Annotated in this window: 21 protein-coding genes; 9 read left to right on the forward strand and 12 right to left on the reverse strand. The window is 67.1% G+C overall.

Going from position 1 to position 23,173, the window contains the following annotated elements:
* Position 1 precedes the first annotated feature (1 nt).
* Positions 2–1,015: an MlaA family lipoprotein gene (locus ACZK4Z_RS22360; protein WP_032128489.1), complete on the forward strand. Its 1,014-nt coding sequence runs from the start codon at positions 2–4 to the stop codon at positions 1,013–1,015.
* Between the two features lie 84 nt (positions 1,016–1,099).
* Here the strand turns inward: ACZK4Z_RS22360 and ACZK4Z_RS22365 are convergent, their stop codons facing one another.
* From ACZK4Z_RS22365 to ACZK4Z_RS22375, 3 genes are all read right to left on the reverse strand, one after another.
* Complete coding sequence (locus ACZK4Z_RS22365; RefSeq protein WP_125892569.1) at positions 1,100–1,645, reverse strand: glutathione peroxidase; 546 nt, start codon at positions 1,643–1,645, stop codon at positions 1,100–1,102.
* A 137-nt stretch (positions 1,646–1,782) separates the two neighbouring features.
* Entirely contained in the window at positions 1,783–2,181 is a 399-nt protein-coding gene (locus tag ACZK4Z_RS22370; protein WP_125892571.1) for a hypothetical protein, read from the reverse strand.
* Positions 2,182–2,252: 71 nt separating this feature from the next.
* Positions 2,253–3,788, reverse strand: a complete 1,536-nt coding sequence (locus ACZK4Z_RS22375; protein ID WP_049400349.1) for a DNA recombination protein RmuC — start codon at positions 3,786–3,788, stop codon at positions 2,253–2,255.
* A gap of 45 nt (positions 3,789–3,833) precedes the next feature.
* On the opposite strand from ACZK4Z_RS22375, the gene ACZK4Z_RS22380 reads away from it, so the two are divergent.
* Positions 3,834–4,439, forward strand: a complete 606-nt coding sequence (locus ACZK4Z_RS22380) for a glutathione S-transferase family protein (RefSeq protein ID WP_125892573.1) — start codon at positions 3,834–3,836, stop codon at positions 4,437–4,439.
* A gap of 121 nt (positions 4,440–4,560) precedes the next feature.
* Here the strand turns inward: ACZK4Z_RS22380 and ACZK4Z_RS22385 are convergent, their stop codons facing one another.
* Positions 4,561–5,568 (reverse strand): zinc-binding alcohol dehydrogenase family protein, encoded by a 1,008-nt coding sequence (locus tag ACZK4Z_RS22385; RefSeq protein WP_125892575.1) that lies wholly within the window; start codon positions 5,566–5,568, stop codon positions 4,561–4,563.
* Positions 5,569–5,659: 91 nt separating this feature from the next.
* Here ACZK4Z_RS22385 and ACZK4Z_RS22390 point away from each other — a divergent pair, with 91 nt between their 5' ends.
* From ACZK4Z_RS22390 to ACZK4Z_RS22410, 5 genes are all read left to right on the forward strand, one after another.
* Positions 5,660–6,631, forward strand: a complete 972-nt coding sequence (locus ACZK4Z_RS22390; protein WP_125892577.1) for a LysR family transcriptional regulator — start codon at positions 5,660–5,662, stop codon at positions 6,629–6,631.
* A gap of 15 nt (positions 6,632–6,646) precedes the next feature.
* Positions 6,647–7,276: a leucine efflux protein LeuE gene (leuE, locus tag ACZK4Z_RS22395; RefSeq protein ID WP_005411716.1), complete on the forward strand. Its 630-nt coding sequence runs from the start codon at positions 6,647–6,649 to the stop codon at positions 7,274–7,276.
* Positions 7,273–7,701, forward strand: coding sequence for a hypothetical protein (locus tag ACZK4Z_RS22400; RefSeq protein WP_125892579.1), 429 nt, complete (start codon positions 7,273–7,275; stop codon positions 7,699–7,701). The genes leuE and ACZK4Z_RS22400 overlap by 4 nt, the downstream gene beginning before the upstream one ends.
* A gap of 5 nt (positions 7,702–7,706) precedes the next feature.
* Positions 7,707–8,396, forward strand: coding sequence for a suppressor of fused domain protein (locus ACZK4Z_RS22405; protein WP_219630944.1), 690 nt, complete (start codon positions 7,707–7,709; stop codon positions 8,394–8,396).
* A 177-nt stretch (positions 8,397–8,573) separates the two neighbouring features.
* Positions 8,574–10,001, forward strand: coding sequence for an amino acid permease (locus ACZK4Z_RS22410; RefSeq protein ID WP_032128498.1), 1,428 nt, complete (start codon positions 8,574–8,576; stop codon positions 9,999–10,001).
* Between the two features lie 92 nt (positions 10,002–10,093).
* On the opposite strand, the gene ACZK4Z_RS22415 is transcribed toward ACZK4Z_RS22410, so the two are convergent.
* On the reverse strand, positions 10,094–11,332 hold the full coding sequence (locus ACZK4Z_RS22415; RefSeq protein WP_125892583.1) for a dipeptidase: 1,239 nt from the start codon (positions 11,330–11,332) through the stop codon (positions 10,094–10,096).
* 158 nt (positions 11,333–11,490) lie between these two features.
* Positions 11,491–12,660, reverse strand: a complete 1,170-nt coding sequence (locus tag ACZK4Z_RS22420) for a class I SAM-dependent rRNA methyltransferase (protein ID WP_478451086.1) — start codon at positions 12,658–12,660, stop codon at positions 11,491–11,493.
* Between the two features lie 365 nt (positions 12,661–13,025).
* On the opposite strand from ACZK4Z_RS22420, the gene ACZK4Z_RS22425 reads away from it, so the two are divergent.
* Positions 13,026–13,988, forward strand: a complete 963-nt coding sequence (locus tag ACZK4Z_RS22425) for a TerC family protein (RefSeq protein WP_005411722.1) — start codon at positions 13,026–13,028, stop codon at positions 13,986–13,988.
* A gap of 93 nt (positions 13,989–14,081) precedes the next feature.
* Positions 14,082–14,852: a rhomboid family intramembrane serine protease gene (locus ACZK4Z_RS22430; RefSeq protein ID WP_071228672.1), complete on the forward strand. Its 771-nt coding sequence runs from the start codon at positions 14,082–14,084 to the stop codon at positions 14,850–14,852.
* Positions 14,853–14,998: 146 nt separating this feature from the next.
* On the opposite strand, the gene ACZK4Z_RS22435 is transcribed toward ACZK4Z_RS22430, so the two are convergent.
* The 6 genes from ACZK4Z_RS22435 to rpmH form a co-directional block, all read right to left on the reverse strand.
* Positions 14,999–16,114: a glycerophosphodiester phosphodiesterase gene (locus ACZK4Z_RS22435; RefSeq protein WP_125892587.1), complete on the reverse strand. Its 1,116-nt coding sequence runs from the start codon at positions 16,112–16,114 to the stop codon at positions 14,999–15,001.
* A 270-nt stretch (positions 16,115–16,384) separates the two neighbouring features.
* Positions 16,385–17,734 carry a tRNA uridine-5-carboxymethylaminomethyl(34) synthesis GTPase MnmE gene (mnmE, locus tag ACZK4Z_RS22440; protein ID WP_125892589.1) on the reverse strand — a complete coding sequence of 450 codons (1,350 nt, stop codon included), beginning with the start codon at positions 17,732–17,734 and terminating at the stop codon, positions 16,385–16,387.
* A gap of 3 nt (positions 17,735–17,737) precedes the next feature.
* Positions 17,738–20,410: a polysaccharide deacetylase family protein gene (locus ACZK4Z_RS22445; RefSeq protein WP_125892591.1), complete on the reverse strand. Its 2,673-nt coding sequence runs from the start codon at positions 20,408–20,410 to the stop codon at positions 17,738–17,740.
* 152 nt (positions 20,411–20,562) lie between these two features.
* Complete coding sequence (gene yidC, locus ACZK4Z_RS22450; RefSeq protein ID WP_032128506.1) at positions 20,563–22,278, reverse strand: membrane protein insertase YidC; 1,716 nt, start codon at positions 22,276–22,278, stop codon at positions 20,563–20,565.
* Positions 22,278–22,772 (reverse strand): ribonuclease P protein component, encoded by a 495-nt coding sequence (rnpA, locus tag ACZK4Z_RS22455; RefSeq protein WP_021203275.1) that lies wholly within the window; start codon positions 22,770–22,772, stop codon positions 22,278–22,280. The genes yidC and rnpA overlap by 1 nt, the downstream gene beginning before the upstream one ends.
* Positions 22,773–22,777: 5 nt before the next feature.
* Positions 22,778–22,918, reverse strand: a complete 141-nt coding sequence (gene rpmH / locus ACZK4Z_RS22460) for a 50S ribosomal protein L34 (RefSeq protein ID WP_005411729.1) — start codon at positions 22,916–22,918, stop codon at positions 22,778–22,780.
* Positions 22,919–23,173: the final 255 nt, after the last annotated feature.

Consider the following 23,173-nt stretch of genomic DNA (forward strand, 5'->3'; position numbering starts at 1 on the left):
CATGAACGTCGTACGCACTTTCCCCCTGATCGTCCTGGCCACCGCCCTGACCGCCTGCGCCGGCAAGCCCGCACGCAGCGATGCGCCCGCAGCCAGCACCGTGGTCCCGGCCAGCACCATCGCCGAGGCCTCTGCCCCCACCGCCGATACCGCTACGGTCGATGCCGCACCGGCAACAGCCGTGGTTGCCGCACCTGCGCCGGCCACGCCGCCATCCGCACCGGCCCGCAGCGCCGACACCGATGCGGCCAGGGCCGCGGCGGCGACCGCCCCCGGTGGTGACGACGACTTCGATGCCCTCTACGGCGGTGCCGGTAACACTGGCAGCGCGGCAGCCTACGATCCGTGGGAACCGTTCAACCGCAAGGTGCACACGTTCAACAACGCGGTTGACCGTGGCATCGCCCGCCCGCTGGCCACGGCCTACACCCACGTGGTGCCGCGCTTCGCCCGCACCGGCGTCAGCAACTTCTTCAGCAACCTGCGCGCACCGGTGACCATCACCAACCAGCTGCTGCAGGGCCGCGGTGCAGATGCGTGGGACAGCCTCGGCCGCTTCCTGATGAACAGCACGCTGGGTATCGGCGGCCTGTTCGATCCGGCCAGCAAGGCGATGGTGCCGCGTCGCAATGAGGACTTCGGGCAGACCCTGGGTGCCTGGGGCTGGCGTCGTTCGCGTTACGTGGAACTGCCGTTCTTCGGCCCTCGCACCGTGCGCGATGTGTTCGGCCTGGCCGGTGACATTCCGCTGTCGCCGATCCGCCGCATCGAAGAGGACAAGATCCGCATCGGCCTGCAGGGCATGCAGCTGGTCGATACCCGCGCGCAGCTGCTGGCGATCGACGACCTGCGTGACACCGCCGTGGACGAGTACTCGCTGGTACGCGATGCGTGGATGCAGCGCCGCAACTACCAGATCGAGAACGATCTGCGCAGCAAGCGCGACCGTGGCCACGACGATGCCAATTCGCCGATCCCGGTCGATGCGATGCCGATGCCGCAGTGGACGCACTGAGTCCGGTCTGCAGCGCATGAAAAACCCCGCCTCGGCGGGGTTTTTCTTTTCCGGTAGGTGCCAACCTTGGTTGGCACGCTTTCCTCAGGCTGCCAGCGCTGCCTCGATGGCCTCGCGCAGGCGCGCGTCATCGGCAGCCACGTCCGGGGCGAAACGCGCGATGACCTTGCCGTCGCGGCCAACCAGGAACTTCTCGAAGTTCCACAGCACCGCCGGTGCTGCGTGGATCGGGATCTCCTTGCTGGCCAGGCGCTCACGCAGCGGGCCTTCGCCGATCGACTGCGGCTGGGCGGCGGTCAGCTGCTGGTACAGCGGATGGGTATCGTCACCGGCCACGCTGATCTTGGAGAACATCGGGAAGCTGACGTCGTAGGTGAGCTGGCAGAACTGCTGGATCTCTGCCTCGCTGCCCGGCTCCTGGCCGAGGAAGTTGTTGGCGGGGAAGCCCAGTAATTCCAGACCCTGCGCGTGCTTTTCCGCATACAGCGCCTGCAGGCCTTCGTACTGCGGGGTCAGGCCGCACTTGGAGGCGACGTTGACCAGCAGCAGTACCTTGCCCTGGTAGTCGGCAAGCGAGGACGGCTGGCCGTCGATGGTGGTGAGGGAAATGTCCTGGATCGGGGTGCTCACGCGGGGGCTCCGGCAACAGCGGGGAATGGCCCACCAGCATAGCGCCGCGCGATGGCGGTAGTGCCGGCCGCTGGCCGGCAAACGTGCGACCGTTCGCAAGGGTTCATGCGGTTGCCGGCCAGCGGCCGGCACTACGATCAGTCCACGCAGATCGTGCCCTGCGCCTTGCCGTCATCAATGCGCTGGCGGCAGCCGAAGTTCTGGCGCACATCGCGCTGGCAGGTACCGGTAGCGGCGCTGCCAGCGGCCACCTCGGGACCGGCCAGGCACTGGCCCGTGCACTCGTTTTTGCGGCTGCAGGCCTTGCCGGCATCGGCATAGGGAATCACGCACTGCTCGCGCTGCAGCCGGCCGAGCCGCTGCAGGCTGCCACCGGCGGCCTGGCAGTCGACGTCGCGCGCTTCGCGATACGCCTCGGCCGCTTCAGGGCTGGTGGCTGCGGCAGGTGCCGCGGTCGTATCGGCAGCCGGTGGTGCGCTGCTGCAGGCGGCAAGCAGCGCGGTCAGGACAAGGCTGGTGAAGCGGCGCAGGCGCATGACGATACCTGATCGAGGCGGACAGGCCGCCAGCATACGCATCGGCGATGCAGGCGGCGTGTCAGCGTGGCTCAGGCCTCGTCGCCGTCACTGCCTTCCTCTGCTGGCAGCGCGTCCGGCAGCAACTGGCGGCTCTGCTCAACCGGCAGCGACTCGACATCCCTCAGCTTGCGGGCGATCGCGCGGGTGCGCACCCCGGTCTGGTCGATCTGCTTGCTGGCCTGGTCCAGCTTGGCCTTCACGTTGTCCAGCACATCGCCGAACTTGCCGAACTCGGTCTTCACCGCCCCCAGCAGGCTCCACACCTCGCTGGACCGCTTCTCGATGGCCAGCGTGCGGAAGCCCATCTGCAGGCTGTTGAGCAGTGCGGTGATCGTGGTCGGCCCGGCGACCACCACGCGGTGGTCGCGCTGCAGCAGATCGACCAGGCCGGGGCGCCGGATCACCTCGGCATACAGGCCTTCGGTAGGCAGGAACATCACCGCGAAGTCGGTGGTGTGCGGCGGCACGATGTACTTCTCGCAGATCGACTTGGCCTGCACCTTCACCGCACGCTCCAGCTGCGCACCCTGCACGCGTACCAGTTCGGCGTCACCCTGCTCCTGTGCGTCCAGCAGGCGCTCGTAGTCTTCGCGTGGGAACTTGGAGTCGATCGGCAGCCACACCGGCGTGTCATCGCTGCTGCGGCCCGGCAGGCGCACGGCGATGTCGACCATTTCGCCACTATCCGGGCGTACCTTCACCCCGCGCGCGTACTGCTCCTGGATCAGGGTCTGCTCGAGGATGTTCTCCAGCTGTACTTCACCCCAGCTGCCGCGCGTCTTGACGTTGGTCAGCACGCGCTTGAGGTCACCGACGCCGGTGGCCAGCTGCTGCATCTCGCCGAGGCCGCGCTGCACCTGTTCCAGGCGCTCCGAGACCAGTTTGAAGGACTGGCCAAGGCGTGTTTCCAGGGTGGACTGCAACTTCTCATCCACCGTCACGCGCATCTGTTCCAGCTTCTGCGCATTGTCGCTCTGCAGCGCGCGCAGCTGCTCTTCCAGCGTCGTGCGCATCTCGGCGATGCGCTGCTCGTTGCGCTGGGTCAGTTCCTGCAGGCGCAGGCCAAGGCTTTCAGTCAGGCGCTGCTGCGACTGCGCGCCCTCCTCGCGGCCCTTGCGTGCATCGTCCACCAGGGTCTGCCGCAGCGCGCCGAGCTGGGTATCGGTACGCCCGGTGAGCTCCTGCAGCTGCTGGCCAAACGCATGGATGCGGGCTTCCTGCTGCTGGCCGAAGGTCTCCAGCTGGCCGCGCAGCTCCTGCAGCCGCTGTCCCATCAACGCCGCGCCGCGCTGCTGGCTCTCGGCCGCTTCGGCGCGCGCCTTGCGGGCATCTTCGCCCAGCGCTTCGCGCAGCAGGTCCAGGCGCTGGTCGGTGCGGGTGGACAGATCGGTCAGCGCGCGGGCGAAGCCATCGAGCTGTTCGCGCAGCTCGCTGCGCCCGGCCCGCGCCTCCTCGCGCACCGCCTGTTCCAGGCGGTCATGCGGCGGGCGGCGCAGCAGGGCGACCAGCTGCAGGATGAGCACGGCCAATAGAAGGCCGCCAATGAGCAGATATTCGGTTTGCATGGGGCAAGTGTAGGCTGGCCGAGTCTCAACTGCTGCGTCAGGACCATGGTCGTCCTCTACGGAAAGCCCACCTCCATCAATGTGCGTAAAGTGCTGTGGCTGTGCGCGGGGCTGGATCTGCCCCTGCACCACGAACCGGCCCCCTCGCCGGACCTGCTGGCCACGCTGAACCCCAACCGGCAGGTGCCGGTGCTGCGTGATGGCGACTTCGTGCTGTGGGAATCCAACAGCATCTGCCGCTACCTGGCCGCACGCGCCGGTCGCGAGGATCTGCTGCCACATGCAGCAAAGGACCGGGCCCGGGTGGAGCAGTGGATGGACTGGCAGGCCAGCGACCTCAACAGCGCATGGCGCCATGTGTTCATGGCGCGCGTGCGCCAGCATCCGGACTATCCGGATGACGCCCGTGCCGAGGCCAGCCTGGCGCAGTGGAACCGGCTGATGGGCGTCCTTGATGCACAGCTCGCCACTACCGACGGCTACGTGGCGGGCAACACCTTCACCCTCGCCGACATCGTGCTCGGGCTGTCGACCCAACGCTGGCGCAGCACGCCGGGCAGCAAGCCGGTACTGACACACGTAGATGCCTGGTTCGAACGCCTACGCCAGCAGCCCGGTTTCGCCGAGTACGTCGACAACGGTGTGGCCTGAGCAGTGGCTTCCGCAGCTGTTGGCAGGTGTCGACCTTGGTCGACACGGCTGATCCACGCCATGCGTGGATGAAACGCTGTAGAGCCGGGCGCAGGCTCGGCTCCACAGGAAAAACCGGGCCTTACCAGCCTTCCAGCACGATCTTGCCCTTGGCGCGGTGGCTCTCCAGCAGCGCGTGGGCACGCCGCAGGTTGGCCGCGTCGATGCGCCCGAAATGCTCGCCCAGGGTGGTCTGCAGCACGCCTGTGTCGATCAGCTCGGCCACCCGGTTCAACAGGTCATGCTGGCGCTGCATGTCGGCGGTCTTGTACAGCGGCCGGGTGAACATCGACTCCCAGTGCAGTGACAACGCCTTGCGCTTGAGCGCCATCACGTCCACCTGGCCGGGATCATCGATCAGCCCAAGCTGGCCCTGCGGCGCCAGCAGTTCCACGATCTGCGCGTAGTGCTGGTCGGAGTGGGTCAGGCTGGCCACGTGCTGTACCTCGCTGATGCCGAGCCGCGCCAGGCCCTCGGCCAGCGGCAGGCTGTGGTCGATCACATGGTGTGCACCCATTGCGTACGCCCAGTCCTGGGTATCCGGACGCGAGGCGGTGCCGATCACCGTCAGTTTCGTCAGCTTCCGCGCCAGCTGCACCAGGATCGAACCGACACCGCCGGCAGCGCCGATCACCAGCAGGGTCTGGCCTTCGCCGCCACCCTCGGGAATTCTCAGGCGGTCGAACAACAGCTCCCAGGCGGTGATCGCGGTCAGTGGCAGCGCCGCGGCGGCGGCGTCATCCAGACTGGCCGGCTTGCGGCCGACGCTGCGTTCGTCCACCAGCTGGTACTCGGCATTGCTGCCCGGGCGGTCGATGACGCCGGCGTAGTAGACCGCATCGCCAGGCTGGAACAGGGTCACCTCGCTGCCCACCGCGTCGACGATGCCGACCGCATCCCAGCCCAGCACGCGTGGGCCATCGGTGGCCACGGCGCGACGGACCTTGGTGTCGACCGGGTTCACCGCCACCGCACGTACCGCCACGCGCAGGTCACGCGGGCCGGGCAGCGGCAGCTCCAGTTCGATGTCGATCAGGGCCTGGGCATCATCGATCGGCAGGCCGGCTTGGGTGTAGGCAATGGCGCGCATGGCAGCGGTCCAGTGGGGAAGGAGGCGACAGGTTGCGCCGCACGCGCTCCCACAGAAAGGCGCAGAATCGGGCAGCACTTTCACTCTGGCAATGAAGATGATCCGCTTCGACGATCTGCAGCTGTTCGTCCGCACTGCCGCACTGGGCAGCTTCTCGCAGGCGGCGCGCGAGGCCGACCTGCTGCCCGGGCAGGTCGCCGCGGCGGTGGCGCGGCTGGAACGCGAGCTGGACCTGCGCCTGTTCGTGCGCACCACCCGCAGCCTGCGCCTCACCGGCGAGGGTGCGCTGTACCTGCCGTATGCGCAGGAGGTACTGGCCACCCTGCGCGAGGGCCAGGCGCGTGTGCAGGGCGAGGACACCGAGCTGCACGGCACCCTGCAGCTGTCGGCGCCCTCGGACCTCGGCCGCAACCTGCTGCTGCCCTGGCTGAGCGCCTTCCGCGCCGCGCACCCGCGGCTGCGCCTGCACCTGCGCCTGTCCGACGAGGTGGCCGATGTATTCCGCGACCCGGTCGACGTGGCCATCCGCATCGGCCACTTCGACGACGCCAGCTACGTCGCGCTGCCGCTGCTGGAAGGCAATCGACGCGTGCTGGCCGCCTCGCCCGGCTACCTGCAGCGGCGCGGCACGCCTACCCGCCTGGAGGATCTGCGCGAGCACGACTGCCTGGTCTATCAACTCAACGGCCGCGCCTACGATCGCTGGTCATTCGAGGTCGACGGGCGTCGCAGCGTGATTCCGGTGCGCGGTCCGCTGGTCTGCGACGACGCCGATGTAGTGCGACGCTGGGCCGTGGCCGGCGAAGGCATCACTTACAAGTCCTGGCTGGACCTGCGCGAGGACGTGCTGGCCGGGCGCCTGCAGCTGCTGCTCGATGGTGTTGGCAGCAGCATCCCGCTGCAGCTGGTATGCCCGCACCGCAAGCAGTTCTCGCCAGCGGTACGGCAACTGCATGCGCAGCTGCGCCAGCACCTGCAACCGCTGCTGTCTGGCATGCCCACTGGCCTCACCCGCCCCCTGTCGCCAACGGCGGCACTGGCCGACAATGGCGGCCCCACGTAACAAGAGAACGCCGCCATGCCGTGGATGGGCATCCAGGACCTGTGGACGTTTCTGGTCGCCGTGCTGGTGTTTCTCGCCCTGCCCGGCCCCGGCACCTTCACCCTGCTGACCGCCACCGGCCGTGGCGGCGTGCGTGGTGGCTATACCGCGCTGGCCGGCCTGCTGGTCGGCGATCAGATCCTGATGTGGCTGGCGTTGGCGGGCGTGGCGGCGCTGCTCAAGGCCAACCCGCTGGTGTTCCACGCCGTGCAGTACCTGGGTGCGGCCTACCTGGTGTGGGTCGGCATCAGCCTGCTGCGCACGCCGAAGCACGAGGGCGGCGACGCCGGTCCGATCCGCATGCAGCCGGGGCGCTACTTCCAGCAGGCGATCCTGGTCAGTCTGCTCAACCCGAAGGCGATCCTGTTCTACATGGCCTTCCTGCCGTTGTTCATCGATCCGAAGGCGCACCAAGGCATCGCCACCTTCGCGGCGTTGGCCGGCATCATCCTGGTGGTCAGCATCGCCTACTGCTCGATGCTGATCGGCGTGGGCAACCTGGCCCGTCGCCGGCTGATCCAGCACCCGCGGATCAGCGATGCGCTGCGCCGCGTGGCCGGCCTGTTCCTGGTGGGGTTCGGCATCCGGTTGGGGCTGAACGGATGAAACCCTGGCCGACGGCGATGGGCGCCCTGCTGCTTCTGGCCAACACGACCGCCCCGGCGGCCACCGCACAGGATCATCGCTGCCTGAGCGGCGGCCGCAATGACGGCATCCATCTGGAATGGCGTTGGCTGGATGACGGCCAGGCCGACGTTCGCTATGCCGGGCAGCGCGAACGCCTGCTGCTGCGCCGGGTTTCAATGGAGACCACGGTGCTGGCCGAAGACCGCCCCTACCAGTTCGACAGCGTCTGGGAAGAGCGCATCAACGGGCGCCTCAACGGCCGCTACCTGCTGAGCACGCAGGGCGCGCTGGTGCTGGACCTGAGCTACGAGCGTGCCCGCGACGGACGTCGCACCACCTTCCACGATGACGTCGAGGCCTGGCAGGAAGACGGCTGCCGCTGGCCCGGCAAGGTGGCCGAGTGAGCACCATGGACGACGACACCCTGCTGGAGCGCAGCTGGGAATATCGGGAGGAGACGCTGTACCGGCGGTTGTTCGGCGATACCGGGCCGGGGATCTATCCGATCGACATGGATCTGCTGCGCAACGTCTTCAAGCAGGACCAGATCGACCCGCGCTGGCTGCATGTCGGCGTCAATGCCTGCCCTCCGCACGGTGATCGAAGGCACTGGATCTATGTCAGCTCCGGCCTGTCCAACCCCTGGGAAGGGCGGCACGAAGATGGCGATTCGGGGTTGGGCATCGAACTGATGCTTGAGACGCAGGAAGAAGCGACCTGGGCACTGACCACCTTGCGCTGGTTCACCGCGTACCACCTGCTGCTGTGCCACTCACGCATGCCCGGCAATCCGTTGGCGCCATGGGACCGGCTGAAGCTGGGGGGGCCGGTGGATCACGCAGGGAGCATGCTGCAGGCGGCCGTCTTCGTTCCGTCGTTGCATTTCCCGGGACCCCAGCAACTGCCATCGGGACGATTCGACTTCCTGCAGCTGCTGCCGTTGACCCTGGACGAGCACGCGTTCGGCCGCACGCAGGGCTTCGAAGTACTGGTGGCCCAGTTGAGAACCCAAGGTGCGGCGCCAGTGGTTGATCCGCAGCGGGTCAGCATCGATCTGGCCCCTGCTCTCACGCTTCAAGCGCCTCCCGGCTCGCCTTGAGGGATCGAATCATTTCGAATCCTGCCAACATTTGTGCCGATTCCGGCAGAATGCTCGGAGTACAGCCGCGCCGGTGACGCATCTGACCCTCGCATGACCCCCGTCAGTGGTAATGCTGCGCTGCGTTCGGTCACACTCGGGAACTTGTCGTTCTTAGTCACCCCTTCCGAGGCCTGCATGTCCCTGTTCCGGCGCAAGTCCCTAGATTCCGTCACCGTCCACGAAGCCGGCAGGCGCCTGATCCCGACGCTCAGCTGGCCGCACCTGATCGCGCTGGGTATTGGCGCCATCGTCGGTACCGGCATCTACACGCTGATCGGCGTCGGTGCCAACCTGGCCGGCCCGGCCGTGCTTATCTCCTTCGCCATCGCCGGTGCGGTCTGCGCCTGCGCGGCACTGTCCTACGCCGAGCTGTCGACGATGATGCCGGCCGCCGGCAGTGCCTACACCTACAGCTACAGCGCGCTGGGCGAGGTGTTCGCCTGGGTGGTGGGCTGGAGCCTGATCCTGGAGTACTCACTGGTGGTGAGTACCGTGGCGGTGGGCTGGTCCGGCTACTTCGTCGGCTTCCTCGAATGGGTCCACACCCAGTTCGGCTGGAACGTGCACCTGCCCGCCTGGCTGGCGGCCGGCCCACACGTGGAAGGCGGCATGATCAACCTGCCGGCGATCGTCATCACCTGGCTGGTGGCCGGCATGCTGATGGCCGGCACCAAGGAAAGCGCCACCCTCAACGCCATCCTGGTGGTGTTCAAGCTGATCGCGCTGGCCATCTTCGTGGCCGTGGCCCTGCCCGCCTTCGACAGCGCCAACCTGCAGCCGTTCATGCCGTATGGCTTTGCCAAGTCGATGGGCCCTGATGGCGTCGAACACGGCGTAATGGCGGCGGCAGCGATCATCTTCTTCGCCTTCTACGGCTTCGATGCGATCTCCACCGCCGCCGAGGAAACCAAGAACCCCGGCCGCGACCTGTCGATCGGCATCATCGGTTCGATGATCGGCTGCACCATCGTCTACGTGCTGGTGGCGCTGGCCGCGGTCGGTGCGATGAGCTACGCGGTGTTCGGCCACAGCGCCGAGCCGCTGGCCCTGATCATGCGTCAGCTGGGCCATCCGACCGCGGCGATGGTGATCGGCGTGATCGCGATCATCGCGCTGCCGACCGTACTGCTGGCCTTCCTGTACGGCCAGAGCCGCATCTTCTTCGTGATGAGCCGCGATGGCCTGCTGCCGCGTGGCCTGTCCAAGGTCAACGCACGTACCGGCACGCCGGTGGCGACCACGCTGTTCACCGCGGTGGTGGTGTCGGCGCTGGCCGGCGTGGCCCGCCTGGACGAGATCGCGGCGCTGGCCAATGCCGGCACCCTGGCCGCGTTCACCGCCGTGGGCATCTGCCTGGTGGTGCTGCGCCTGCGCGAGCCGAACCGCGAACGTACCTTCCGTACCCCGCTGGCCTTCGTGGTTGGTCCGCTGGCCGCGCTGGGCTGCATCTATCTGTTCCTCAGCCTGCCGCACAGCACCCAGCTGTACTTCCTGCTGTGGAACCTGGCCGGCCTGGTGCTGTACTTCCTGTACAGCCGCCGCCACGCGCTGATCGCGAAATAGCCGGATCACCGGTAGTGCCGGCCGCTGGCCGGCACCTCGCATCCTGTTGATACGGGCCATGCCGGCCAGCGGCCGGCACTACCGCAGGGCGGTCAACCGCCCTGCTTTGCAGCGTAGTCCTGCGCCTGGCGCATCACCCGCAGCAGGTTGCCGCCCCAGATGCCGGCAATCTGCTTCTCGGTATAGCCCTTGCGCAGCAGCCACGCGGTGATCTTCGGCAGCTGGCTGACATCGGGCAGGTCGCTCAGGCCACCGCCGCCATCCCAGTCCAGGCCGATGCCCACGTGCTCGGGGCCCACCACCTTGAGGATGTGCTCGAAGTGGGCGAAGAAGTCGTCGAGGCTGGCATGGCGCACCGGGTGCTCGTGGTCCAGCGCCTGCTCGGCCTTCAGCAGGGCAACGCCCTGTTCGATGCCCATGCCTTCCCAGCCACCCAGCTGCTTGCTCAGCGCTTCCTCGGCCTGCTTGCGCTCGGGCGTCTTTGCGGTGTCGATCAGGTAGCCACCATAGGCGTTCACCTGGATCACACCGCCGGCCTTGGCCAGCTTGCGCAGGCGCGCGTCATCCAGATTGCGCGGGTGGTCGTAGACCGCCTTGGCCGAGCTGTGCGAGAGCACGAACGGCACCGGCATCATCGCCAGCAGGTCGTCGAACACCGCATCCGAAGCATGTGACTGGTCGATCACAATGCCCAGCTTCACCGCCTGCCGCACCAGGTCCTTGCCGGCCGGGCTCAGGCCTTTCCACTCCGCACCCTTGGGGTCGGTGGCCGAATCGGCAAACTCGTTGTTGGCAAAGTGCACGGTGCTGAGCAGGCGCAGGCCGGCGCGGTGGTAGAACGACAGCAGGCTCGGGTCTTCCACCAGCGGGCTGGCGTTTTCCATGCTGATGTAGACCACGCGCTTGCCGGCGGCCTTGATCCGCGCCGCGTCATCTGCGGTCAATGCCAGCGCGAAGCGCTCGGGGTTGGCCGCCAGCATTTCGCGGATCTCCAGCAGCCGCTGCAGGCCATGGTCACGCTCGGCGAGGTGCGCGGCGGGGCTGCGGTCGCCCTGATCGGTGTAGATCGCCCAGAAACCGCCGTCCAGCGCACCTTCGACCATGCGCGGGTAGTCGACCTGCGAAAGCGCGTTGCGGTCGTGACGCTGCTCGATGTCGAAGCCGGTTCGGCCGAAATTGGCCGGCGTATCCAGGTGGCTGTCGAGGGTGACCAGGCGCTGCTGCAGGGCCTTGGCGCGCGCCAGCTCCTGTGCGCTGAACTCGATGGCGTGGGCGGACAGTGGCGCGCACAGCGCCAGGGAGACCAGCAAAGACAGACTGCGCAACGTCATGACGCTTCACCTCGATGGGAAGCGTCAGACCATAGCGCCGAGATGACAACAAACGGTAGTGCCGGCCGCTGGCCGGCTCTCAGCGAGAGTCGGAGACCAGGAGGAGCCGGCCAGCGGCCGGCACTACCCGATGCCGAGCGCAGCCGGGATCCCGCGAATCAATCAACCACGCGGCAGAACACGGCCTTGAGGTAACGCGATTCCTGCACGTGGGCCATGAACGGATGGTCCGGACCGGCGCCGGCCACCTTCAGGATCTGGATCGTACGGCCGGAGAAGTAGGCCGCGCGGCGCAGCATGTCGAGGAACTGGTCCTCGGCCACCAGGCCGGTGCAGGAGAACGTGGCGAACAGGCCACCGGGCTTGACCACGCCCAGCGCCAGCTTGTTCATGTCCAGGTACTTCTTCAGCGCGGTGATCACCTGGTCGCGGTCGCGGGTCATCTTCGCCGGGTCCAGGATCACCACGTCGTACTGCTCGCCGCGGTTGGCGGCATCGCGCAGCCACGGGAAGATGTCGGACTGGATGAACTTCGGGCACACGTTGTTCAGGCGCGAATTGCCCTTGGCGATCTGGATGACGTCTTCATCGATGTCGATGCCGACCACGTCCGAGGCGCCGCGCGCCGCCGCGTACACGGCGAAACCGCCGGTGTTGCAGCACAGGTCGAGCACGCTCTTGCCTTCCACCTGCTGGCTCAGCCACTCGCGGTTCTCGCGCTGGTCGGCAAAGAAGCCGGTCTTGTGCGCACCGGCCGGGTCAGCGCGGAACTTGATGCCGTACTCGGTGATCACTGCCGCTTCGGTGGTGGTGTTGCCGTGGAAGTCGAAGCTTTCCTGCTTCTGCACGTGCTCGTCGGCGAAGCTGTGGAAGCGGCAGCCCGGGAACTGCTCGCGCAGGGCGTCGTAGATCCACTCGCGGTGGCGGAACATGCCGGCGGCGAAGAATTCGACCACCACCAGGTCGCCGTAGCGGTCCACCACCAGGCCGGACAGGCCATCGCCCTCGCTGTGCACCACGCGCCAGGCGTCGGACACCGCGTCGAGCTTCAGCACCTCACGGCGCAGCGACACCGCCTGGGCGATCTTGCGCGAGAACCAGCCAGCATCGACCGGCACGTTCTGGTCGGTTTCGAGGATGCGCACGGCAATGCGCGAGTGCCCGTTGTAGAACCCGCGGCCGATGAACTCCCCGTCCACGCCGACCACGTCGACGATGGAACCGGGCTTGGGCCGGACGGTCGGCTTCTCGACCAGTTTCTGGAAGATCCACGGGTGGCTGGAACGCCACGCATTCTTGAGGCGGACAATCGGAAGGGGGGTATTCATCCACCTATTGTAGCCGGGGGGCGCTTTCGTAGAGTCGAGCTGGCGCGACGGGCGTTGCTGAACGGCCCGGGCAAGGCGTGCCAACCAAGGTTGGCACCTACCAGAGCGGGGGCCCCGGCCGCCCGGCATTTGACGGCAGCCCGGCCAGGCCGCAGAATCGGCGCCAGAAGGGGAGTAGCTCCCAGACGTTGTCGCCGTCATTTCGAGCCCGCAGGCTCCGGTGCAACGGCAGTTCCAGCCGACTGGAACTGCGAGCGAGACCTTCGCCGTACTGGCGAAGCTCTGTCCCTGGATCCCCCTCCCGATCCTCCGTTGCAGATCCTCGCCGTCCGGCCTGGCATTCATCTTTCCAACGGACATTCCCAATGCAGACGATCGGTAACGTGTGGTTGTGGGGCGGCTTCGCGGCGGTGGTGGTCATCGCCCTGCTGGTCGACCTCGTGTTGATGCGCCATGGTGGACCGCACAAGGTCACCTTCAAGGAGGCCCTGTGGTGGTCCATCGGCTGGGTCGCGCTGGCCCTCCTGTTCAATGCGGGCCTCTGGTACTACCTGAATGAGACCGCCGGCCAGGTGGTGGCCAACAAGGTCGGCCTCGAATTCCTGACCGGCTACCTGGTCGAGAAGGCGCTGGCGGTCGACAACATCTTTGTCTTCCTGATGATCATGAGCTACTTCGCGGTGCCGGAGGAGCAGCGCCAGAAGGTGTTGATCATCGGCATCCTGGGTGCGATCGTGCTGCGTACGATCATGATCTTCGCCGGCAGCGTGCTGATCAGCCAGTTCCATTGGCTGCTTTACGTGTTCGGTGCCTTCCTGCTGTTCACCGGCTGGAAGATGTGGTTCGCCGCCGGCCAGGAGCCGGACCTGGAGACCAATCCCGCCCTGCGCTGGATGCGCAAGCACCTGCGCCTGCTGCCGGACTATGCCGGCAACGCACTGAGCGTGAAGCGCGACGGCGTGCGCTGGTTCACCCCGCTGTTCGCGGTGCTGATCCTGATCGCGGTCACCGACGTGATCTTCGCCGTGGACAGCATCCCGGCGATCTTCGCGATCACCACCGACCCGTTCATCGTGCTCACCTCCAACGTGTTCGCGGTGCTGGGCCTGCGCGCGATGTTCTTCCTGCTGGCCGGCATGGCCGACCGCTTCCACCTGCTGCCGTATGGCCTGGCGCTGGTGCTGGGCTTCATCGGCATCAAGATGATGATCATCGACCTGTTCAAGATCCCGACCCCGGTGTCGCTGGGCGTGGTCGCGGTGATCATCGCCGCCACCGTGGTACTGAGCCTGAAGTACCCGCCGAAGGAAGGCTCCGGCCACGCCTGATCATGGCCGGCCGGCGGGATTGTCCCGCCGGCCGCACCCACTCTCCCGTTGCGGTGGCCTTGGTTTCGCGCCAGTCACCGCCATTGCTGAGGTATGGACAACAACGCGCCCCTGCCCGCCGGCGACGTACCGGCCCCCCGCAATGACCGCTCGCGCATCCTGCGGGCGTTCAATGTCAGCCTGGCCGCCGTGCTGGTGCTGGTGGCCGTGTTCGCCCTGCAGGGCACCTTCGACTGGCGGCCCTGGGCGGTCGCGCCGCTGGAAGCCAAGGGCCTGCTTGGCCTGATCGGCGGCCCGATGCTGCATGCCTCGGTCGAGCACATCGCCGCCAACAGCATCGCGATCCTGATCCTGGGCACGCTGGCCGGCAGCGTCTACCCGAAAGCCACCGTGCGCGCCCTGCCGCTGCTGTGGCTGGGCTCGGGCATCGGTGCGTGGATGCTGGGCAATCCGGGCAGCGTGCACCTGGGCGCCAGCGGCGTGACCCACGGCCTGATGTTCCTGCTGGCCAGCCTGGGCCTGCTGCGCCGCGATCGCGCGGCCATCGCCACCGGCCTGATCGGCATGCTGTTCTACGGCGGCATGCTGATGACCATCCTGCCGCACGCCGATGGTGTGTCCTGGCAGTCGCACATGGGCGGCGCCTTCGCCGGCATCATCGCTGCGCTGCTGTTCCGCAACGCCGACCCGCTGCCGCCGCGCCCGCGCTACAGCTGGGAAGACGAAGAAGAAGACGTCGAACCGCTGGCCGACGACGAGCTGGAGCCGCCGTCACCGCAGCGCGTGCCGGTGCTATGGCAGCCGCGCGAGGGCCAGGACTACGTGGTGATCCCGTTCCGCCGGCCGGACGAGCCGCGCGGCTGAGCGGGTGACGGGGGTCCGGCATCTTCATGACCCGGCAGTGGCTGACCTTGGTCGGCGCTCCTGCTGCATGCCAACCAAGGTTGGCAACTACCAGAGCATTCCGTCACATCCGGTAGCGCCGGGCCATGCCCGGCGGCATTGGCCGGTCAGTTCGCCGTATTCCCCGCCGCGCCCATCCCATCCACCGCCTGCCGGCCCAGCGCCGGGTCATCGGTGAAGAACGCATCGATGCCGGTGGCCAGATAGGCGCGCATCTCGGCAATTGACCCCTCGGCATTGCGCGCGTTGTCGGCGCCCTTGCGCAGGTTGCTGGCCTGGAAATGATTCTCCGGACGGAAGGTATACGGAATCACCATCAGGCCCACTGCATGTGCGTCCTGTACCAGCGTGGTCGGTGTCCCCAGTGCACCCTTGGCGTCCAGCGGAATGATCGAGCGCAGCTCCGGGCCGATGCTGTCGGCGTAGCTGGCAATGTCCTTCAGTCCGGCCGGCGTCATCATCTGCGCGTAGGTCAGCTTGCCACCGGCCTTGGCGATGTCGGCCGGCTGGGTATCGCCTTTCCACAGCAGCTGCAGCAGGCGGATGTTGCTGCCCCGCCCGATCTTGCCGCGCAGGTAGCGCAGGTTGGCGGTCTCGAACGACTGGATGGTGACCGGGCCCACGTTGGTATAGGCGTTGCCGCGCAGCGCGATCAGGAGCTTGTCTTCCATCGGCAGGCCGATCGACTGGAAGTAGGTCGGATGCTTGATCTCCGGCACCACGCCGATGCCGCGGTTGGCGCGGCCAGCCTGCTGCACCAGGAACGCAAGGATCTCGTCGAGGCTGGCGATGCGGAACTGGCCATCGTAGGCGGTGCTGCGCAGTTCCGGCAGGCGCTCACGCGCGTACAGCGTCTTCAGCTCGGCCAGGGTGAAGTCTTCGGTGAACCAGCCATCGACCTTCTGCCCGTCGATGACCTTGCTGGTGCGGCGGCTGGCGAATTCGGGATGCGAGGCGACATCGGTGGTGCCACTGATCTCGTTCTCGTGGCGGGCCACCATCACCCCGTCCTTGGTCATGACCAGGTCCGGTTCGATGTAGTCGGCGCCATCGGCGATGGCCTGCGCGTAGGCCGCCAGGGTGTGCTCGGGCAGCAGTGCGCTTGCCCCGCGGTGGCCATAGACCGACACCTTGTGTGCGGCCGGGGTGGAGGATTCAGCACTCATGGCCACCGATGGTGCCACGGCCAGCGACAACAGCAACGCACAACCCCACGACTTCACTGCGACTTCCCCAAGCGGTATGTGATGGGCGTCAGTATGCGGCGGCAATGTGACAGGCGGGGGACCCCATGGATCCGGTAGTCGCCGACCTTGGTCGGCGCTCTGCCAGCCGGCGTCCATGACCCCGGACGCCCTGTGCCAACCAAGGTTGGCACCTACCAGAGCGAAGGTTGGCACCTCCCAGGGCGAAGGTTGGCGCCTGCCAGAGCATGAGCCGCGCGATTGATCGATGACGGGGTCAGAGATCCCTTCGGGGATCTGGCCCCGACCTTACTTGCCGATGCAGAAGCTGGAGAAGATCCTTCCCAGCAGGTCATCGGCACTCATCTGCCCGGTGATCTCACCCAGCGCGTCATGCGCCAGCCGCAGTTCCTCGGCGGCCAGTTCCAGGTGCTCATGCGCCAGCTCACCATCGGCGCGCTGCGCATGTTCCTGCGCGCGCTCGATCGCATCGACGTGGCGCGTGCGCGCGGAGAACTCGCCGTCCACCTGCTCGCCTGCCCCGGCCGAGGCAATCGAACGCAGGCGCGCATGCAGATCTTCGAGTCCGGCGCCGGTGGCCGCCGAAACGAACACCCGATCCGGATCGTCCAGCGTCGGCAGCGCCGTCAGCAGATCCGACTTGTTGTGGATGTAGACCTTGTGCGGCACCGCCGCCACGGCATCGCCCAGCGCCGCTTCGCCGGCCGCTGGATCGCGCGCATCCAGCACGATCAGCGCCAGGTCGGTGCGTTCGATTTCCACGTGCGCGCGGCGCATGCCTTCGCGTTCGATGGCATCGCCGCCGTCGCGCAGGCCGGCGGTGTCGACCAGGGTCAGCTCCAGGCCGTCCAGGCGGATGGTTTCGCGCAGGGTGTCGCGGGTGGTGCCGGCGATGTCGGTGACGATGGCGCGCTCGCTGCCGGCCAGTGCGTTCAGGAGTGAACTCTTGCCGGCATTCGGCGGCCCGATCAGCACTGCATGCAGGCCATCGCGCAGGCGTCGGCCGCGCTCGGCATCCCGCCGCAGCAGGGCCAGGTCGCTGCGCGCCTGTTCCAGGCCACGGCGCACCTGTGCTCCACCGAGGGTATCCAGCGGTTCGTCGGCGAAGTCGATGGCCGCTTCCACATGGATGCGCAGCAGCACCAGCTGTTCGACCACGGCGTCGATGCGGCGCGAGAACACACCATCCAGCGAACGGCGCGCAGCGCGCGCGGCACGGTTGTCGCCCGCGGCGATCAGGTCGGCGATGGCCTCGGCCTGGGCCAGGTCGACTTTGCCGTTGAGGAATGCCCGTTCGCTGAACTCACCCGGGCGCGCCTGGCGCGCACCGAGCGCGATGCAGCGCGCGACCAGTTGCTGCAGCAGCACCGGGCTGCCATGGCCCTGCAGCTCCACCACCTCTTCGCCGGTGAAGCTGTTCGGTGCCGGGAACCACAGCACGATGCCATCGTCGATGACCTCGCCGTCGGCATCACGCAGGCGCGCGTAGTGCGCGTGGCGCGGACGCAGTGCAGGTGCACCCAGCGCATTGGCAATCGCTGCAGCGCGCGGGCCGGACAGGCGCAGCAGGCCGACACCGCCGGCGCCGGGCGCACTGGCGATGGCCACGATCGTGTCGGTGCGGATCGCGTCGTTCATGGCTCAGAGTTTCTCCAGCTGCGCACGCGCCTGGGCCGCGCCGCTGCCCTGCGGCTGCAGCGCCAGGTAGGTGGTGTAGGCCTGTTTGGCCTTGGCCTTGTCGCCGGCGTTGAAGTAGGCGTCGCCCAGGTTGAGATAGGCCACGGCGCGCGAGGGGTCGATCTTCAGTGTGTTCTCCAGCCAGCGCGCCGCTTCGGCATAGCGCTGCTGGCGGTAGTAGACGAAGCCGAGGTTGTTGGCGGCCTGGGCGAAGTCCGGGCGCAGCTTCAGCGCCTCGGTGAACTGGGCTACCGCTTCGTCGTACTGCTTCTCGCGGTACAGCTGCAGGCCACGGTCATTGGCCTGCTGCGCGCGCTGGCGGTCGGACGCCGGGCCGGCGGTGGGCACCACCAGCTTGGCCTTGCCGCCCTGCAGGTCGGCCACGGTCACCGGCGCCTGGCTGCCCTTTGCTTCGCTGGCAGCATCAACCTTGTTGTTCAGCGCGATCGCATCGGCGGTCAGCTGGCGCGTATCGGCGTTGAGGAATTCCTGGCTGTCCGGCACCTGGAACACGAACTCGCCGCCCTGCGAACCGGGCAGGCTGCCGAAGGCCGGGGTCTGGTGCGAGACCGCCGAGACCGCCGGCGCCACGTAGGCGGCCAGTTCGGTACCGGTGATCAGGCCATCGCCGTTGAGGTCGCCCTTGCCGGCCAACGCCTGCAGCAGCACCCAGGTGAACACCGAATGGCCGTTGGGGCCGGCATCGGCCACCTGCTGGTCGGCACCACCGGCGGTCAGCATCTGCCGCGCGCTGCGTCGCGCGTTCTCGCGCAGGAACGACGACGACGAGGGGCCGCCACGGGTCAGGCCCAGGCCGCTGTAGCAGGCATCCATCACGAACATCACATGCTTGGCCTGCATGCTTTCGGCGATGTTCTGGATGTCGGTCATCGCAATCGCGTCGGTGGCGAATTCCTTCGGATCCGAATCGACCGGAATGATGTAGCCGAGGTCGCGCCCCGAGGCGAGCTGGCGGGTCGCGCCATGGCCGGCGAAGAACACGAACACGCGGTCGTTCTTTCCGGTGCGGTCGTCGGCCAGGCGGTCGTGGAAGGCGGCCAAGATGTTGTTGCGGGTGGCCTGCTCGTTCTTCAGCACGATCACCTGCGAGGACGGGAAGCCGAACTGCCCGGTCAGGGTATCGGCCACCGCCTGTGCATCATGGCTGGCGTACTCCAGCTTCGGCCACTTGGCGTAGTTGTCGATGCCGACCACGATCGCCCACGACTTCTCGTAGCCGGTGGTGACCGTGGCGGCACCGGCATCACCCTTGCGCGCTCGGGCGACGGTGAAGTCGCGGCCATTCCAGCCGGCGAACTGGTAGCCATCGGCGATCAGCCGGTCGAGGATCTGCGGCAGCGCCTTCACCGCACGATCGTGGATGTCGTGGAACAGGATGATGCCGCGCTGTTCCTTGTTCACCTGGTCGAGCACGCGCTGCACGATCGACTCCGGTACCGGGTCGGCCCAGTCCATCGAGTCGATGTTCCACATGATCGACTTCAGCCCGGCCTCGTTGAGCAGCTGCAGGCCTTCGGCATTGCGCGCGCCATACGGGAAGCGGAACAGCGGTGCGCGCTTGCTGTCGACATCCTTCAGCAGCGTGTCGGTGTCCAGCACCTGCTGGCGCAGCGCGTCGCCGGTGGTGCGCGACAGCTGGGCGTGGGTCAGGCTGTGGTTGCCGACCGCATAGCCCTCTTCCATCAGATTGCGGCTGATCTTCGCCATCGGGCCCAGGCTGACCTTGCCATCGGCCTCGACCTTGCCCAGGTTTCGGCCCACTTCGAAGAACACGCCCGGCACGTCGTAGCGCTTGAGGATGGCCACCACTTCATCGGTGTAGGCCTTGTGCGGGCCATCGTCGAAGGTCAGCACCACGGTCTTGGCCGGCAGGTCGCGGCCGAAGATTTCGCGGTCGCTGTCCTTCATGGACATCGGGTACGGCTCGATCACCCCGTAGTCGCGCAGGATCGCTTCGCGGCTGTAGTCCTTGTGCAGGTGCGCGATGTAATCGTCCCACTTCTCGCGCTTCAGCTCGATGGCGCGGGTGCGCTCGAAGCGGCTGAAGATGCGGGTCAGTTCCTGGTTGTAGTTGCGTTCGATCTCGTCGAGCGCTTCCAGGTCCTCGCCGATGCGCTGGTGCAGCTTCACCGCCGGCAGCGACGAATCGGTACCGACCCGCTCATGCAGATCACCCAGCACTTCGCGGAAGGCCAGGCGGTCGGCATCGAACAGTTCCGGCGCGGACTCGATGTAGTCCAGCACGGTACCCAGGGTGGCGAAGCGCTGCGGACTGGAACCGCGCAGCAGGGTGTCGAACTGCGCGGCGATGGCCGTACGTTGCTCCAGGCCATCATGGAACAGCTGCTGGCCCACACGCGTGGAGGTGCCGCGGTCGGCGGCCGACTGCTGTTCTTCGTCGGCCAGCAGCACGATGATCCGACGGTAACCGTCGAGCTGCTTCTGCAGCGCAGCCAGCAACGGCGCGGCGGCCGGGTCGGCGGCGGCCGCGGCCTGCGCGCTGGGCTGGGTCACGCCGGTTACCGGTGCCTTCGCGTCCTTGTCGCCACAGCCGGCAACGACCAGGGTCAACAACAGCGAGGGCAGGAACAGGCGGAACGACGACGCACGCGGCATGGCGGACTCGATGGATGGAGGAACGGTGTGCCGGCGATTCTAACGCCGCATGCGAAAAGCCCGCCTTGCGGCGGGCTTCTGCGGGTCGGTCGGGGCTCAATGGCAGTCGACCAAGGTCGACTCTCTACAAAGCCGGCGACCTGCCGGTCGGATTACTTCTTTTTGACCGGGGCCGGGGCGGTGGTGGCCGGGACCGGCTCGCCGCCATGGCGCTTGGTCATCCACCACTGCTGCAGCAGGCCCAGGCCGCCGTTGACCACCCAGTACAGAACCAGGCCGGACGGCATGAAGGCCATCATGACGCCAAACACCAGCGGCATGAACTGCATCATCTTCTGCTGCATCGGGTCCATGCCCGGTGCCGGGGTCAGCTTCTGCGTGAACCACATCACCGCCACGTTGATCACCGGCAGGATGAAGTACGGGTCGCGTGCGGTCAGGTCCTGGATCCAGCCGAACCAAGGCGCCTGGCGCAGTTCGACCGATTCCACCAGCACCCAGTACAGGGCGAAGAAGATCGGCATCTGGATGAGGATCGGCAGGCAGCCGCCCATCGGATTGATCTTTTCCTTCTTGTACAGCTCCATCATCGCGGTCTGGAACTTCTGGCGGTCATCGCCATAGCGTTCCTTCAGCTGCGCGATGCGCGGCTGGAAACGACGCATCTTGGCGCCGCTCTTGTACTGGGTCGCCGACAGCGGGTACAGCACCAGCTTCAGCAGCACCACCAGGCCGACGATCGCCCAGCCCCAGTTGCCGACCAGCTTGTGCACCTGGTTCAGCACCCAGAACAGGCCCTGGCCGATCACCGCCATCATCGAGAAGCGGCTGTAGTCGACCACGCGGTCCAGGCCCGGCACGTCTTCCTTGGCAATCAGGTTGACCAGCTTCGGGCCGACCCACAGGCGGGCTTCGGTGCTGGTGGACTGGCCCGGGGCCACGGTGAAGGCCGGGCCACGCGCTTCGATCAGGTCACGACCGGCCACCTGCGACAGCACGTAGTGTGCGGTCTGGTCCTTCTGCGGGATCCAGGCGGTGAAGAAGTGGTGCTGCAGCATCGCCAGCCAGCCGCCGGTGATGTTCTGGTTCAGCGTGCCGTCTTCCAGGTAGTCCTTGAACGCACGACGCTGGTACTTCTTGTCGTTGTCGTACCAGGTGGCACCGTTGAAGCTGAAGGAATCCGGGTTGGTCATGCTCCGCGACAGGATGGTCGGGGTGCGGTCCAGGGTGCGGTAGACGTAGCCGTTCCACGGCGCGGCGCCGGCGTTGCTGACTTCATCCTTGAAGCGCACGGCATACTCGTTGCGCGAGACGGTCAGCGTGCGCTTGATGGTCACGCCGTTGTCGGCGGTCCACACGAACGGGATCTGCAGCTCGTTCTGGCCCTTGGCCAGCACGAAGTCCTTGATGTCACCGACCAGCTTGAAGCCGTCGGCGCCGGGGACCGGGGTGTTCTTGTCTTCGCTGGCCCAGCCACTGATCGCGCTGTAGGGGTGCGCGGGGTCTTCGGTCAGCAGGCGGACCGGCGGGCTGCCTTCGTCCTTGGTCTGCGGGAACTGCAGCAGCTCGGCATCGAGCACGCGGCCGCCGTCGAGCACCAGGCGCAGCACGTCGGTGGTGACGGTCACGCGCTGGCTGGCCGGCGTGGCGCTGGCCTGGGCCTGCACGGCGGCCTGGCCGGGGGCACCCGGCACCTGGGCGCTGGGGATGGCGCCCGGGGTTGCGCCCGGAACGCTCTGTGCGGCGGCCGGGGCCGACGTGGTCGTCGGTGCCGGGGTCGGAGCAGCCTTTTCACGGCTCCACTCCATCCACAGCAGCACGGCCACCATCAGCCAGGCAAAAATGAGGAATACGCGGGTCTGGTTCATCAGCGGACAGGCTCGGCGGGGCCGGGACGCGATGCCGGCTCGGTCAAAGAAGGAGTTGCGATGCCATCAGGCGGCGGCATTGTGCCGTCCACGCCCGGCGTGGGCAATGCACGCAGGCGACGCAGCAGGCGCAGGAAGGCCTGGCGGATCTCGTCGTTGCTGGCGGAACGCGCAGCACTTCGAGCCACGACGACAAAGTCGCCTGGCTGGATGTCGGTACGTGTCTGACGCAGGATGTCGCGCAGGACGCGCTTGATCCGGTTACGCCCGACGGCGTTCGGATCAACCTTGCGGGAAACCGCCAGACCCAGCCTGGCCGGCCGGTCAGCCGGCAGCCAGTGCAGGGTCATCAGCGGATCGGACACACGGCGGGCGCCGTTGAAGACCGTTGAGTATTCGGCACGCGTGCGAACCCGCGCAGAGCGAGGGAATCGCTTGCGCGGGTCTGCAGTATTCACTGTCGAAGGGATTGCGTCTGCCGCGATGTGCGGCATGGCAATCAGGCGCTCAGGACTTTGCGGCCCTTGGCGCGGCGACGCGACAGGATCTTGCGGCCGTCAGCGGTCTTCATACGGGCACGGAAGCCGTGGTCGCGCTTACGCTTGAGGTTGCTGGGCTGGTAGGTGCGCTTCGTGGCCATTGGGGGCCTCTCGTATGAATGGGACGGAAAGAACCGGAAATTCTAGAGAGGTACCCCGCCCCAAGTCAACCCCTGGCAGCTACGCGAATTCACTGGGCTGTGCAATAGCTGTGGATGTTTTTGTGAATAAGTAGGGGACAAGCATTCCGAAGGCGGGCGCTCGGTGGTAGTCTGAGCCATCCATTTCCCCCCTTTCCGGCCTGTGTTTGGGCGCCTTGTCGCGTCCATGCCCCGGCCACCGGACGATTATTGCTG

Source organism: Stenotrophomonas sp. 71799_Sma, assembly GCF_056482505.1.